At 60.3% G+C, this 15,483-nt stretch carries 10 protein-coding genes and 1 tRNA gene; 3 read left to right on the forward strand and 8 right to left on the reverse strand.

The genetic code is table 11. The features are described 5' to 3' along the window. Nucleotides 1-41: 41 nt before the first annotated feature. From AB0O81_RS07175 to AB0O81_RS07185, 3 genes are all read right to left on the reverse strand, one after another. Nucleotides 42-4,811 (reverse strand): type ISP restriction/modification enzyme, encoded by a 4,770-nt coding sequence (locus AB0O81_RS07175; RefSeq protein ID WP_363582716.1) that lies wholly within the window; start codon nucleotides 4,809-4,811, stop codon nucleotides 42-44. Nucleotides 4,812-5,207: 396 nt separating this feature from the next. After that, nucleotides 5,208-5,732: a hypothetical protein gene (locus AB0O81_RS07180; protein ID WP_363582718.1), complete on the reverse strand. Its 525-nt coding sequence runs from the start codon at nucleotides 5,730-5,732 to the stop codon at nucleotides 5,208-5,210. Between the two features lie 543 nt (nucleotides 5,733-6,275). Continuing rightward, a tRNA-Ser gene (locus tag AB0O81_RS07185) sits at nucleotides 6,276-6,365 on the reverse strand. A 105-nt stretch (nucleotides 6,366-6,470) separates the two neighbouring features. On the opposite strand from AB0O81_RS07185, the gene AB0O81_RS07190 reads away from it, so the two are divergent. Then, nucleotides 6,471-7,877 carry an MFS transporter gene (locus tag AB0O81_RS07190; RefSeq protein WP_363582720.1) on the forward strand — a complete coding sequence of 469 codons (1,407 nt, stop codon included), beginning with the start codon at nucleotides 6,471-6,473 and terminating at the stop codon, nucleotides 7,875-7,877. 54 nt (nucleotides 7,878-7,931) lie between these two features. Next, nucleotides 7,932-8,885 (forward strand): L-lactate dehydrogenase, encoded by a 954-nt coding sequence (locus AB0O81_RS07195; RefSeq protein WP_363582722.1) that lies wholly within the window; start codon nucleotides 7,932-7,934, stop codon nucleotides 8,883-8,885. Nucleotides 8,886-8,951: 66 nt separating this feature from the next. Here AB0O81_RS07195 and AB0O81_RS07200 read toward each other — a convergent pair whose 3' ends face one another. After that, nucleotides 8,952-9,386 (reverse strand): hypothetical protein, encoded by a 435-nt coding sequence (locus tag AB0O81_RS07200; RefSeq protein ID WP_363582724.1) that lies wholly within the window; start codon nucleotides 9,384-9,386, stop codon nucleotides 8,952-8,954. Between the two features lie 69 nt (nucleotides 9,387-9,455). Here AB0O81_RS07200 and radA point away from each other — a divergent pair, with 69 nt between their 5' ends. Beyond that, nucleotides 9,456-10,823 carry a DNA repair protein RadA gene (gene radA / locus AB0O81_RS07205; protein WP_363582726.1) on the forward strand — a complete coding sequence of 456 codons (1,368 nt, stop codon included), beginning with the start codon at nucleotides 9,456-9,458 and terminating at the stop codon, nucleotides 10,821-10,823. A gap of 9 nt (nucleotides 10,824-10,832) precedes the next feature. On the opposite strand, the gene AB0O81_RS07210 is transcribed toward radA, so the two are convergent. From AB0O81_RS07210 to AB0O81_RS07225, 4 genes are all read right to left on the reverse strand, one after another. After that, nucleotides 10,833-11,240, reverse strand: a complete 408-nt coding sequence (locus AB0O81_RS07210; RefSeq protein WP_363582728.1) for a dehydrogenase — start codon at nucleotides 11,238-11,240, stop codon at nucleotides 10,833-10,835. 46 nt (nucleotides 11,241-11,286) lie between these two features. Continuing rightward, the gene (locus AB0O81_RS07215; RefSeq protein ID WP_363582730.1) at nucleotides 11,287-11,988 is read right to left on the reverse strand and encodes a hypothetical protein; all 702 of its coding nucleotides are present in this window, start codon (nucleotides 11,986-11,988) and stop codon (nucleotides 11,287-11,289) included. Nucleotides 11,989-12,037: 49 nt separating this feature from the next. Then, entirely contained in the window at nucleotides 12,038-12,541 is a 504-nt protein-coding gene (locus AB0O81_RS07220) for an amino-acid N-acetyltransferase (protein ID WP_363582732.1), read from the reverse strand. A gap of 77 nt (nucleotides 12,542-12,618) precedes the next feature. Beyond that, on the reverse strand, nucleotides 12,619-15,144 hold the full coding sequence (locus AB0O81_RS07225) for an ATP-dependent Clp protease ATP-binding subunit (RefSeq protein ID WP_363582734.1): 2,526 nt from the start codon (nucleotides 15,142-15,144) through the stop codon (nucleotides 12,619-12,621). Nucleotides 15,145-15,483: the final 339 nt, after the last annotated feature.

The raw sequence follows: 15,483 nt of genomic DNA on the forward strand, positions 1-15,483 counted from the left end.
TGAGCCGCCGCGAGGCCCCGGTCTCGTCCTCCCCGTGACTCTCAGATCCCCAGATCCGGCAGCGCGTCCACGATCTTCATCGTCTCGATCGACACCGTCACGATGCGGCCGATGAGATCGATGATGTAACGAGGCTGATCGTGCTCGCGTGACCAGTCGTTAGGGTCATTGACGATGCCAGAAGCTTTGTCAGTCTTGACCTGGTATCGCTCGACAATCCAGTCAAGCGCTGACCGACTGCCCAGCATGTAGCGCTGGGCATCTTCAGGGATGCCCTCGATATCGATGTGGCTGTTGTAAACGATGCGGGTTTTGTCCCACGCGCCCGCCTTGCCGCCATACCTCATCTTCTTCACTTCGAACTTCTCGAAGGGATCACTGGGAGTGAACTTGGTGCTCACCTCAGTCAACGGATACGGTTCCACGCCCTCGTATCCGATGTGCAGCTCAGAAAGCTTGCGGCCAGCGTCAGCGAACGCTTCGAAGCGATCACGGCCCGGAACCATCGGGATACGTGGCAACTGCTTCTTCAGGTCCGAGGCGTAGCGCTTACGGTACTCGGGCGAGTGCAACAGCCCGTATACGTAGAAGAAGACGTTATCCTTGGTGACCTGCGCACCGTACTCGCGTTGGTATTCGCCGAGAGCCCAGTCCGTGATGTTGTCGACTCGTTCAGGCTCACCGAACAACGAGTCCGGCGCGGGCTGAGTGTAGGAATATCGGGCGAAGAACTGGCCATTTCCTTGTAGCTGCAAATCGGGCATCAAGTCTGACGCGATTAGCGAAAACTCCACTTCGAGCCCCGTTCCTACAACATGAAACCCATGATTGTGTTGTTGAGCCGAAGGAAACAGTCGTGGAATCTGACGACGATCCTCATTTAGGACTGGGGCGTAGTAGACATTTAGCTTTTGAAAAGGTCGATACAGCGCGGTTCTAGCGCTCGCCTCGGAGAATTCAAGTCGGATACCTTTAGTGAAAGTCTGACGAAGTCGACGCGACCAACTCACCTTCGTCGTCTCCACACCCATGTGGTCCGTTGCGGGAACTGGGCTACCATTTGCGACCCAGGCGGCGAGGTGGTTGTTATAACTCTCCACCATTTTCGACATATTGCTGGTGAGGTTCGTCAAACTTGAGTTATACGCCCAACTATCTCGATTCGTCGTCAGTCCGAGCGATCGAATCTGAAATATCCCCGTCCCTAATTTATCGGAGATTGGGGCATATGCCTCGAACGCCGGGTCGCGCTGATTTACCCAGTCTCCCTCCGGGTTTGGGACGATTGTCCGCCACTCGATCGTCGCCAGCGATGCCTCGTTCACTCGGTCGAGCTTCTCTTCGCGCGTGAGGTAATCTCCGATGTCGTGGTAGTGAAGTGTGTTAGCAGCAACAGAACCCGGCAGCTTGACAAGCAAGATGATTGCCACTGTGTTCCGCGACCCCGAGTCGAAGATCTTACCCCCTTCCTTGCGACTCAGCTCTCCGGCAGTCCGCTGATTTCCGCGGAGGTTGTAAACGTAGACATGGTGGAACTCAGCGCTCAAAGCCCGACGCAAGCCGTCCGCGGATTTATCATCTATATATCCACCGTTCGACACGAAGCTAACAACCCCGCCTTGGTGTGATGACAGGACTTTGTTTGAAGCCCAGCGGATTGCGCGTACATATGAATCATATGTACTGCGTGAACTGACAGCATTTGAGAACCGAGCGTACGTCGACCTGATTGTCGAATCGAGCGAGGGATACTTTAAGTTCGCGTTGTTGTCGTTCTCGCTAGATTGTCCAGCAGAATATGGCGGGTTACCGACGATCACCCGAATATCGAGGGCGTTCTGTTCTACGACGCGATCGTTGTTGTGCGTGAACACCAGCTCGTCGAGAGCGTCACCGTCCTCACTCATCTGGAACGTATCCGTGAGAACGATGCCATTGAAGGGCTCGTACCCAACCGAGTGGATATCCTCGCCACGCTCTCGCGCCTGGTCTTGTTGTAGCGCGTGGAACGTCGCCTCAATGTTGATCGCCGCGATGTAATACGCCATCAACAGGATCTCGTTGGCATGGAGCTCCTGCGTGAACTTTCGCAGCAAATCCTGCGGGTCGATCAGGCCGGACTGCATCAGGCGAACGATGAACGTGCCGGTGCCGGTGAACGGGTCGAGCACGTGCACACCCTCATCCCCGATACTTGCTCCGAAGTGCTCCTTCAGCGCGTCGTTGACGGCACGCAGAATGAAATCAACGATCTCCATCGGCGTGTAAACGATGCCCAGGGACTCCGCGACGCGCGGGAACGCCAGCTTGAAGAATCGCTCATACAACTCGGTGACGATCTTCTGCTTGCCAGTGGCGGTACTGACACCCTCGGCCCTCACCCTGACCGATCGGTAGAAGTCCTCCAGCTGCGACGTCTCGGATTCGAGGTGGTAGCCGTCAAGCGTTGCCAGCATGCGATCCATCACCACTGAGACGGGGTTGTGTTCAGAGAATGCGTAGTCCTCGAACAGCGCATCAAATACCGGCTTCGTAATCAGATGCTGCACAAGCATGTCGACGGCGTCATCTCGGCTGATACCGTCGTTCAGGTTCGCCTGCAGCGCTTTGTGAAAGTCCTCGAACTCAGTCGATGCTGCAGGGACAGTGTCAAGGATGTTTTTGATCCGGATGACCTGGCGATCCGCGATGTCTTTAACATCGCTCGCCCAGTCCTCCCAATACCGACGGTCACCGACCTTCTTGACCATGCGCGCGAAGATCGCGTCCTGCCATTCAGCAGCATTGACCATCGAAAACAATGCTTCGTTTGTGTCATCGTTGGACGTGGCGTCACCGTCTTCTTTGCCGCCACCGCCGCCACCGATACCGATGACGTCGATGCGGTTGTTGGCCTTCTTATCGATGCCGAGCTTGTTGACCATCGCCTCGAAGCGATCATCGTGCGCCCGCAGAGCCTGCAAGACGTCCCACACGACCTTGTATTTCTTGTTGTCGTTGAGAGCCGTTTCCGGGTCCTGGGACGCAGGCACCGCGATCGGCAGAATGATGTAGCCGTATTCTTTGCCCGCGGCCCGCCGCATGACACGGCCGACAGCCTGGACAACATCGACCTGAGAGTTACGCGGGTTCAAGAACAGCACCGCGTCAAGTGAAGGCACGTCAACGCCTTCGGTGAGGCACTTCGCATTAGTCAGGATGCGGCACTCATCAGCAGCTTCACCGGCCTGCAGCCAGTCCAGGCGCGCGGAGCGCTCGAGCACGTTGAATGTACCGTCGACGTGCTGCGCAGACAGCGCAAGCGCAGATGCGCCATCCTTGGCATTCATCAAGAGCTCGCGGCCGATCACATTCATCTGGTTCGCGATCGCTTTGGACTCTTTGATGTTGCGTGCGAACGCCACCGCACGCTGCATGGGAGCCGTGTCGGTGATCGACAGACGCTCACCGTTCACGCCCCGCTTTGACAGCCCGTTCCAACAGCCCACGATGCGAGCGACGTCGTCAAGGTTCATGTCACCTTCACGAGCCAAGAGGTCCTGGAAACTCGTCGCGACGGATTCTTCGTCCACTGCAAGGATGAGGACTTTGTAGTCGGAGAGGTGTCCCATCTCCACTGCGCGACCGAAACCAAGGTGATGGAACTCGGGACCGTAGGTGTCCTCTTCGTCCATAGAGAACACGGCGACGCCATCCTTGGCCGCTTTCTGCTTCGAGTCCTCAATATAGATACGAGGGGTCGCCGTCATGTAGAGGCGCTTCTTAGCCTTCAAGAACGACTGGTTGTGCACGCTGACGAACGCAGAGTCATCACTGCCTGGTTGCGAAATACCGGTGGTGCGGTGTGCCTCGTCGCAGATCACGAGATCGAACTCAGGTAGACCGAGTTCCTGTGCGCGGTGGATCACGTCGATCGACTGGTAGGTGGAGAAGATCACCGAGATGGCTTCTTCGCCGTTGGAGATCTGGAAGCGATGAAACAGCTTGTTAGCATCCGTGGTCGCGGGGAAACCTAAGTCATGGGAGGAGACGTCTTCATGTTCACGCCGGCCGACAGACACGTCAGAGCAAACAGCAAACGCGCGCAACGGCTTGTCTGCCTGCGCGGTCCACTCGTTGAGCGTCTGCTGCAGCAGAGCGATCGACGGGACAAGGAACAGCACCGAGCCGCCGATCGGTACGAATTCTTCGACCAGCTTCAGTGAAGTGAACGTCTTGCCTGTACCGCACGCCATGATGAGCTTGCCGCGGTCGTTCGCTGTGAAGCCGGTGACCACGTCGTCAATCGCTTCGCGCTGATACTTGCGGGGCTCTTTGCCGGGGCCCTTGACGAGCACTTCGGGCTGGTTCGGATCGAACAAGGACCAATCGATGCGGGATGCCGCGAGGTCATGAAGATCGATGCGCTGGATCGGCTTGGACTGATCATTGAGAGCAGCCTCGGCGTGCTTCGACCACGTCTGCGTGGTCGTGATGATCATGCCGTTGGTAAACGGATGCTTACCCAACTCTGTGAAGAAGGAGTCGATCTCAGCTTTAGGGAGCGCCCGCGAGGGATCGTAGAACTTCGCCTGGATCGCGGTGTACTCGCCCGTGTAGCGATCCTGCGCAACGAGGTCGATGCCAGTGTCCGGACGCTTCGCGCGCTCGGGCCACTCCTGCCACAACCACACATCCGAAAACAGATCAGCGTACTTCGGCTCAGTCTGCAAATAGCTCTTCAAAAAGCGCTCGAACTTCGTCCCCTTGTCACGTTCACTCGTCGCCGAGTAATACATGTCATCAAGTAGATCCCAGAGCGTCGTCGACATGACTTCATCATGCCGCAATCCTGTGCACCGCTTGAGCAATGTGAGCGGCGGAATTGCACCGTCAGGTGACAGTTCCGCCGTGTCTTGGTCCGGCGGCTGTGCATAACTCCTCGGGGCGACGAGCTCGCGGTGCAATGATTTCCCCATGGACGAGGATTTTTTCGCAACCGACCCTGACTGCCCCTCATGCGGCACGCGGTGTTATCCGGACGGGAAGGCCTGGCGTTGTCGCACTTGCAACCTCGTTGTAATTGGCTGACAATTTCGCATTTCCGCGTCATGATTTCTGCAAGCGGTGGTCGCACACATTCTTCAGCATTGAGGACAACACCAATGCCGGCAATTGGAGCGTGATCTTCCAGTGCAACACCCTCGGTTTCTGATCTGGGAGGGAATCTAGTCCGCGGGAATCGGTTCGTCTACAAAGTCGACGAGCGTCACCGCACTGGCAATATCGCCGTCTTGCATGGACACGGTGATCAGACGCGCATGGTGGGACTTCCACCTCGGGTCTGCAAGCAATTCCTCGAGTTGATCTTCGTCCGCTGCACCCACGCGAACGATCGGTGAAGTGGTTGGATTGTTCGCCCATACCGCGTCCGTCTGGCTGATCTCGGAAGCGCCCGACATCACCGACACTTGAAATTCGATCTCCCCGACCTCGGCAACGATGTTTGTGATCCGCAGCTGCAAATCCAACTCCTGGGCGCTCTCGATGAACGTGACTAAGAAGCTTGCAGGCGATGACGAGTTCCGGTCGAACGGGTACGGCTCGAACTGCCTGATGACGCGAAGTGGTCGGCCGAGGTCGTCTAGCTCAGGCACGGAAGCACTCTGCCCAATGAAATCGGGTAGCTCCAGTCCTGCGGTCTCGCTTGGAACGTCCGTGTCATCGAGTTCTGGTGTCGGCTGCGTGCTCATGGGAAGGGACTCCTTCATGGGGCGTCTGGTTGTGCTCGTGTCGGACCGGTCTGGCTGATTCTCGCACCGGCTGAACACCCCACGATGCGGTTGTAACGCAGCCCACGCACACCCTGGCTGATATATGAACGGGAAATAGAATCCTGAGAATCTGCCCAGCCTCGGAGCTGATCAGCTCCACTCGCGGAACGGCAAGCCGACACCCGTCTCTGCTGCTTTCGTTCACACCATGTTGCAACGCGGCACGTTAGCTCTGCGAAACATCGCCGACTGAGAAACTCCTTCTGACTCACTGGTGACGCGCTCGATCGCACAAGCTCGCCGCGGGGCACACTCACAGAAGCCGGTCATCACAACACCCCGTCGGGGCCAACCGGTGCGACACGCTGATATGGCGGCGTCCGGCGGCCTGCGACCGCTTCGCCTACGACGCAGGTACGCCTCGCTGGCCAAGTCCGGTCAGATCGCGGTCAGATCGGCGAGGAGGAAAAGCAAAAACCCCCGCGATCCCAGTGTTTACAAGGGAACTGCGGGGGTTTTAAATGGCGGTGACGGTGGGATTTGAACCCACGGTAGGGGTGAACCTACACAACATTTCGAGTGTTGCACCTTCGGCCGCTCGGACACGTCACCATCGATCAGTTTACGATACGGATCCGGATGCCGCGAATCGGGTCAGCTAGGGCACAATTCAGCCCGATCACCCTGGTCTGCACGCCCACCCAATACGGTGTCAACATGAGTGCCACGCGAGGTGAGCCGCTCGGCGACAGTCCCGCTGGGCGAATGACGCGAGACCAGCGCGTCATCCTCATCATCGCGGTGCTCGCGTCATTCGTCGCGTTCCTCGATGGGACGGTGGTCAACGTCGCGCTGCCCGCGATCCGTGACGAACTTGGCGGCGGTTTGGCGACACAACAGTGGGTAGTCGATGCATATCTGATTACCCTCGGCGCGCTGATCCTGATTGCCGGCTCAATTAGTGATGCCTACGGACGTGTGTTGGTGCTGCGCCTCGGGCTGATCGGTTTCGGCGCAGCATCCATCGCCATCGCCATAGCCCCGACGGCGGAACTTCTCGTCGTTGCACGCGCTCTTCAAGGCGCAGCAGGCGCGTTGCTTGTTCCCAGTTCCCTGGCTCTCATCACCTCAACCTTTCGAGGCGTTGCCCAGGGGCGCGCGATCGGCGTGTGGACGGCCATGACCACCAGCGCGATGATCGTCGGCCCCGTTATCGGTGGAGTCTTCGTTGACCTTGTGTCATGGCGACTCGCGTTCCTCATCAACGTGGTGCCGATCGCGATCACCCTTTGGCTGCTCACCCGCACCCGCGTGCGCGACGTACGGCGCACCGACGCATCGGTCGATTGGCTTGGCGCAGTGCTTTGCACCGTGGGCCTCGGCACGATGGTCTTCGCGCTCATCGAGCAGCCGCACCTGGGATGGCAATCTGCGGCGATCTGGATGCCACTGGTCGGCGGCAGCATCCTGTTCACACTCTTCATCCTTCGGCAGCGACGCGTGCGCAATCCGATTTTGCCGCTCGATCTATTCACGGTGCGCAACTTCTGGACCGGCAACGTGGCGACCTTCTTCATCTATGGCGCCCTCGCACTCAACGGTTTCGTCGTGGCGGTCTATCTGCAGCAGAGCGCAGGGCTCTCGGCGACGTTGGCAGGGCTGGCGAGCCTTCCCGCTACCGTGCTGCTGATCCTGCTGAGCTCTCGCGTCGGCGCGGTCGCGGCACGTATCGGCCCTCGACTGTTCATGACCATCGGGCCGATCTTGATGGGAGCCGGCGCCCTGCTGCTGCTCACTGTCTCGCTCGATTTCTCCTATTGGTGGCAAGTACTGCCGAGCATGCTGCTGAGCGGATTCGGACTCGCGCTTATGGTGGCCCCGCTGACCGCCACGATTCTCGGTTCGATTGACATCGCACGCTCGGGCATAGCCTCTGCTGTCAACAACGCCGTTTCACGCGTCGCCGGACTCGTGACGCTCGCCCTGCTCGCCACCATCGTCGGCGGCGCGCTCGATCTCGACGGCTTCCATCGTGCAGCCATCGCGACGGCAATCTTCATGTTCGCGGGTGGTCTGGTGTCGTTTTTCGGCATCCGAAATACCCAGATTCACCATGACACGTGACAGACGGGCCTTTAGTCCTGGCGCAGATTCAACCGCCACTGCCAGACTGTACGCATGGCCGTTATTGAGAACTCCAAAGTCACCGTTGTAGGCGCCGGCAGCGTCGGCTCCAGCGTCGCGTACGCAGCACTCATCCGAGGCTCCGCGCGCCACGTCGCGCTCTACGACATCGCCACCGAGAAGGTCGAAGCCGAAGTGCTTGACCTCGCACATGGCACCCAGTTCACGGGAACCAGCAGCATTACTGGCGGGAGCGATATCTCGGTCGCCGAGGGTTCACACGTCGTGGTGATCACCGCCGGCGCAAAGCAGAACCCCGGTCAGACGCGCATCGAACTGGCGGGCGTCAACGCGGGCATCATGCGCAAGATGATGCCGCAGCTGCTGTCGGTCGCGCCTAACGCTGTCTATGTGATCGTGACCAATCCGTGCGATGTACTGACGGTGCTGTCACAGCAAGAAACCGGTCTGCCGCCCGAGCGCATCTTCGCCTCTGGCACCGTTCTCGACACCTCGCGCCTGCGCTGGAAGCTTGCGCAACGAGCCGGAGTTGCTACCTCAAGCGTGCACGCGTACATCGTCGGCGAGCACGGCGACACCGAGTTTCCGATCTGGTCGGCCGCGACCATCGGCACGGTCCCCATTCTCGACTGGGTCACCCCAGCTGGTGACCGGATGACGGTCGAAGAACTTGACCAGATCGCAATTGATGTGCGCGATGCTGCCTACAAGGTCATTCAGGGCAAGGGCGCAACGAACTACGCAATCGGCCTGTCAAGTGCGCGCATCATTGAAGCCATCCTGAACGACGAGCACGCCGTGCTTCCCGTCTCGCCGGTGTTGAAAGACTTCCAAGGCGTCGACGGAGTTGCCCTCTCGGTCCCCTCCATCGTCAGCGCCAAGGGAGCCGTCCCGATCCCCCAGACACCGTTCTCCCCCAAAGAGCACGAGCTGCTCCTACATTCCGCACAGGAGCTCACCAAGGTCGTGAATTCCTTGCGTTCCTAACCCGTCTCTGGGGGATGACTGAGCGGATGCTGCCAGCGGCGGCGTCCGCTCACTCAATCCTGGCGGTCAGCGGTTTCGCCGCGCCCGCCACGTGGCCCACGCGCCGGTCGCCCATAGGGCCCACAGCACGAGCAGTGGCTGAAACAGCAACCTCAATCCGCGAGCAAGGTCGGAGTCAAGGCCGAACGCATCGCGGCCCTCGACGAACTGCGCGATATTGCCGGGGAATACGGCGACGAAGAAAGCCGCGACAATCCATCCGATCGGCACACGCCAGCGCCCTAAGAACAGCAACGCGAGGCCGAGAGCGATCTCGACTATTCCCGAAGCGATGACGACGAAATCAACATCGAGCGGTAACCAGGGCGGTACCTGCGCGCGAAAGTCCTCACGTGAAAAGGTCAGATGCGAAGTGCCTGCGAACACCAAGAACGCGCCGAGAAGCCAGCGCGCAATTCGCCGCGGCCACGTATCGGGTTTGCTCGGCGATCGGTCTGTCATCTTTCCAGTGTGAGCCATTGATGCCTACGGCGGGCGGCGAGTGTCGTACCCGGCCCGTACGCTGATCTCATGGCGACCCGCAAATCCATCACCACTGCGGCGTACCGCTGTACGGAGTGCGGTTGGACTGCCCACAAGTGGGTCGGCCGCTGCGGCGAATGCCAGCAGTGGGGAACGGTGGTCGAAAGCGCCGAGCAAACCGGAATTCTAAAGTCAGTCACTGCAGTTGCGCCCGGCGCATCACGAGCGGCCCGGCCGATCACCGCGATTGACACCACCGATACGCCGCGGCGCAGCACCGGAGTGGGCGAATTCGACCGCGTTCTTGGTGGGGGCCTAGTGCCAGGCGCCGCAATTCTGCTGTCTGGCGAGCCCGGGGTGGGCAAGTCGACGCTGCTTCTCGAAGTAGCTGCGAAGGCTGCTCAGTCGGGGCGGCGGGTGCTGTACGCGAGTGCTGAAGAGTCCACCGGCCAGGTGCGCCTGCGTGCTGAGCGCACCGGGGCTCTGCACGACAGTCTTTATCTCGCCAGCGAGACCGACCTCGCCACGATTCTCGGACACGTCGACGAGGTGAAACCTGACCTGCTGATCGTCGATTCGGTGCAGACCGTTTCGTCATCCATGTCTGACGGCATGGCTGGTCATCCGTCGCAAGTGCGTGAGGTTGCAGCGACGCTCATCCGCACCGCGAAAGACCGCGACCTCCCCACCATCATCGTCGGGCACGTGACGAAGGATGGGTCAATCGCTGGCCCGCGCATTCTCGAACACCTCGTTGATGTGGTCTGTCACTTTGAGGGCGACCGACAGACGTCGCTGCGTTTCGTGCGAGCGCTGAAGAACCGCTTCGGCCCCACCGACGAGGTGGGATGTTTCGACATGACCGGCGCAGGAATTGCTGAGGTTCCTGACCCGAGCGCGCTCTTCCTCGGCCATGGCAGCACCGAGCCGGGTACCTGCGTCGCCATCGCGCTTGAAGGACGACGGGCACTGCCGGTCGAGGTGCAGGCACTCACTATCGCGACGAATGCGCCAAACCCGCGTCGCATCGTGAACGGGGTCGACTCTGCCCGAGTGGCGATGGTGCTTGCCGTGCTTGAGAAGAAGGCCGGCATCGTCACCTCGAATCAAGATGTTTATGTATCAACGGTCGGAGGCGTGAAGTTCACCGAACCCGCCGCCGACCTCGCGATCGCGCTCGCCGTGGCCGGAGCAGTGCGCAACGAAGCGATCCCCAAACACATTGCCGCCATCGGTGAACTGAGCCTCGCGGGCGAGATTCGTCCGGTCACGCAGGCCGCCCAGCGGCGCACCGAAGCCGCTCGCTTGGGGTATCGCGACCTGATCGACAGCCGCTCGTCGCGGCTACGCGGCGCGCTCGATGACGTGCGAGCTCGCTCCAAAGGGCGCCCGGGCGACGACGTTCCCCAGTTCTAAGGAAAGCGACTACGCGTCGAGCGCCGCGATCAAGTCAGACGGAGTTGCCTGCATCGCGTGGGGGCCTGCGATATCGAAAAACACCGTCGTGATCTCGTCACCGTGCACCTCGAGAAACGCGTGAAGCCATGCGGGTGATTGCAAGGCGACACCCGGTGGCAAGCTCTCTGGCTTATTCGCAGCGTCACTGAAGAGCAACAACGCGACGTCGCCTGTCTTCGGATCGCGATAGGTCCACACCTCACCCGAGTCGAGCGGGTTGTCACGCTGGCCCGCGCGCATGAGCGGCGCAACCGTCGGTCCGTGCCGCAGCGCGAACGCAACCGCAGCCATGTCGCCGGTCTGCAATGCGTCGCTCAGTTGCGGATTTCGAAACTCGAGGGGCTCTTGCTTCTTCGATCGCTTCTTGCCTGCCACCCCACCAGCGTAGTCGCGGCCAGCAGACCGTGCCCTCGCTCGCCGGTCAGTAGAGCTGGAATGACGCGGTTTCAAACGACGGGATGCCGCCGATCTCTACCGACAGGTGATAAGTGGCCCCGCCGCCGGCTGCTCGTGATCGAGTGTCGTCGTCGCACGTGCCGACCGACGAACGAGTTCGGTCCCATTCCAGCGGCGCTGCGCTTGAGACAGTCTGGCCAGCTGCGAGCATGACGACCATGTCACTCGGTTCGCTCTGGCAGTCGGTTGATCGCCACCACACATCGCTGCCGCTCGATACCTCAAACTTCTGGGTGCTCGTACCCACATTGAGACTGCAGTCAGTTTCGCCGTCATTGGTCAGGGTGATCGAGAACTGCGGGTTTTCGTCAGCGGCGTAGCTGCTCTGGTCCGTTGCCGGAATGACCGTGATTGCGCTCTCGACGCAGGGGGTCACTACAGGTGTCGCGTCGGGTGAGGCGGTGGGCACGTCGCTCGTAGGCTGCGCGGTTGCTGCTGGTGTCGCCGCGGCGGTCGATCCGGCAGCCGGAAGCTCGGATGCTGTCGATTGCGCAACGGGCTCAGTCGCTCCCGCGGTGGGTTCGGGTTCAACACCCCAGCTCTGCCATGGCTGCGCGATGAGAAGCCACACAGATCCCGCAATCGCGATAATCGCGAGGAGCACCACGATGCGCCGGCGTCGGTAGACGGCGGGGGAATGCTTTCTGCGACGTTCCTGGCCGGTCATGCCTTCCAGGGTAGGCGGGCCTTGCCGAGTCTTTGGTGTGACTCGCCCCTCAGAGGCTCTTCAGCATGCGAGTGTTACCCAAAGTGTTCGGCTTGACGTGTGCCAAATCGAGAAACTCGGCGATACCTTCGTCGGGGCTGCGAACCAGTTGGGAGTACACGTCGGGGTCGACAACTTGTTCGCCGATAGTCGCAAAGCCGCGCCGTTCAAAAAAGGCCACTTCGAAGGTCAGGCAGAACAGTCGCGAGATTCCGAGGGCACGCGCGTTGTCTTCCAAAGCTGCCACGACGCGGCGGCCCACACCGCGATGCAGCCACTCATCTGAAACGATGAGCGTGCGAACCTCGCCGAGGTCTTCCCACATCACATGGAGCGCACCACAGCCGATTATCGTGCCGTCTTCCGCCTCGGCAACCACGAACTGCTGGGTCGATTCATAGAGCACCACGAGGTCTTTGCCCAGCAGAATGCGTCGCTGCACGTACGGCTCCAGCAGTGACTGGATTGCCCGAACGTCTCGCGTCGCGGCCGGTCTGACGGTGAAAGTACTCACCGCTCAAGCCTACGGCCCACAACGCGAAGGGCGAATGCTCCCTTTCGGAAGCACCCGCCCTTCGCTATGGTGTGCGATCAGTCGCTGGTTGCCGCAAGGTATGGCGTCGAAGCGATCTCACCTTGGGTGACTTCACCGACAGCCACCTTCTCGCCGCGCGGTGCCGTCTCAAACCCAAACTTTCCGTCGGCAAAGTCCACCTTTACGTGGTCGCCCGCGTTGAGCGTGCCGTGCAGAATCTGTTCACTAAGTGCGTCTTCGACCTCGCGCTGCATAGCGCGACGCAGCGGTCGTGCACCGAGAGTCGGGTCGAAGCCGATCTCAATGAGCCGTTCCTTCGCACTCTGCGACAGCTCCACCGTCATGTCGCGATCAAGCAGTCGCTCGCTGAGGCGCTTGGTGAACAGATCGACGATCTGCACCAGCTCTTCCTTCGATAGCTGCGGGAACACGATGACGTCGTCGACGCGGTTGAGGAACTCGGGCTTGAAGTGGCGCTTGAGCTCTTCATCAACCTTGCCCTTCATGCGCTCGTACGTCGTCGCGGAGTTGCCCTCGACCTGGAAGCCGACCGGCCCACCCGCGATCGCCGACGAGCCGAGGTTCGTCGTCATGATGATCACGGTGTTCTTGAAGTCGATGACACGGCCCTGGCCGTCGGTAAGACGACCTTCTTCGAGAATCTGCAACAGCGAGTTGAAGATGTCGGGGTGGGCCTTCTCAATCTCGTCGAACAGCACCACCGAGAACGGCTTGCGACGCACCTTCTCGGTGAGCTGTCCGCCTTCTTCGAAGCCGACGAATCCGGGAGGGGCACCGAACAGACGAGACACGGTGTGCTTCTCGCCGAACTCACTCATGTCGAGCGAGATCAAAGCCGACTCGTCGTCGAAGAGGAACTCTGCGAGAGCCTTCGCGAGCTCGGTCTTTCCCACACCCGTCGGACCAGCAAAGATGAACGAGCCGCTGGGGCGCTTGGGGTCCTTGAGCCCAGCACGCTGACGTCGAATCGTCTTTGCCAGCGCGGCGATAGCTTCTTCTTGGCCGATGACGCGCTGGTGCAGCGCCTTCTCCATGAAGACCAGGCGGCTGGACTCTTCTTCGGTGAGCTTGAACACCGGAATGCCGGTCGCCTGGGCGAGCACCTCGGCGATCAGACCCTCGTCGACCACCGCGTGGCTTGCAACGTCACCCGAGCGCCACTGCTTCTCGAGTCGCAGACGCTCCGCGAGAAGAGATTTCTCTTCGTCGCGCAATGACGCGGCCTTTTCAAAGTCCTGCTCTTCTGAGGCGATCTCTTTGTCGGCACGAACGCGAGCGATCTTGTCGTCGAACTCGCGCAGTTCAGGCGGGCTCGACAGGATCGACAAGCGCAGGCGAGCGCCAGCTTCGTCGATCAGGTCGATGGCCTTGTCTGGCAAGAAGCGGTCAGCGATATAGCGATCAGCCAAGTTAGCTGCCGCGACGATAGCGCCGTCGGTGATCTGAACCTTGTGGTGTGCCTCGTAGCGATCGCGCAATCCCTTGAGGATATTGATCGAGTGAGGAAGGCTCGGCTCAGCGACCTGAATCGGCTGGAAGCGGCGCTCGAGGGCAGCATCCTTCTCGAAATGCTTGCGGTACTCATCGAGAGTCGTGGCGCCAATGGTCTGAAGCTCACCGCGAGCAAGAAGGGGCTTCAGAATGGATGCTGCGTCAATCGCACCTTCGGCTGCGCCGGCGCCCACCAAGGTGTGGATCTCGTCGATGAAGACGATGATGTCGCCGCGCGTGCGGATCTCTTTCGTGACCTTCTTGAGTCGCTCTTCGAAGTCACCGCGGTAACGAGAGCCGGCGATCAGCGAGCCGAGGTCGAGCGAGTAGACCTGCTTATCTTTGAGGGTCTCAGGAACGTCGTTCTTCACGATCGCCTGAGCAAGACCCTCGACGACGGCTGTCTTGCCGACGCCGGGCTCACCAATGAGAACGGGGTTGTTCTTCGAGCGACGCGAGAGGATCTGCATGACCCGCTCGATCTCTTTCTCGCGACCGATGACCGGATCGAGCTTGTTGTCGCGCGCAGCCTGGGTGAGGTTGCGACCGAACTGATCAAGCACCGCCGAGCCGCCCTGTGCAGATGCGGGCTGCTCCCCTGCACCAGCGGCAACACCTGCGGGCTCTTTGCCCTGGTATCCGCTGAGCAACTGGATGACCTGCTGGCGCACCTTATTGAGGTCTGCGCCGAGCTTGACGAGCACCTGCGCGGCAACGCCCTCACCCTCGCGGATGAGGCCGAGCAGGATGTGCTCTGTACCGATGTAGTTGTGACCGAGCTGCAGCGCTTCGCGCAGACTCAGCTCAAGCACCTTCTTGGCACGCGGCGTAAACGGAATGTGGCCGGTCGGCTGCTGCTGCCCCTGACCGATGATGTCTTGCACCTGCTCGCGCACAGCGTCGAGCGAGATACCGAGGCTCTCGAGCGCCTTCGCAGCAACGCCCTCACCCTCGTGAATGAGACCGAGCAGGATGTGCTCAGTGCCGATGTAGTTGTGGTTGAGCATCTTCGCCTCTTCTTGGGCGAGCACAACCACACGACGTGCACGGTCGGTAAATCTCTCGAACATCGCTTCCTCCGGGGTACCTGGGTCGGTCGACCACTGAGTGCCTTACATCGAGGGTAACCAGAGCGCGCGAACGGTATGCCCGTGTTCGCCATGGGCATACGCGCTGACCGGCGGTTGACGCGCGACGTGCGTCGGCATATCGAGCGGCGCGAACTGCAAACGCGGAAATACTGGCAGAGCTCAGTATGACGCTCACATGGGTGCGCGTTGACTAGGTCCCAATGAGTCCTGCGGAATCGCTGCAACGCGAGACAAGCCGTAGGAGAAAGAAAAACGGCGCCGGCGTTGGAGGCGAATTGTGCACATTCACCACCCAACGCCGACAACCAACGTTGCGGG

Origin of the sequence: Microbacterium sp. NPDC076911, from assembly GCF_040687125.1 — a bacterium.
In the GTDB taxonomy this organism is placed as follows: Bacteria; Actinomycetota; Actinomycetes; order Actinomycetales; family Microbacteriaceae; genus Microbacterium.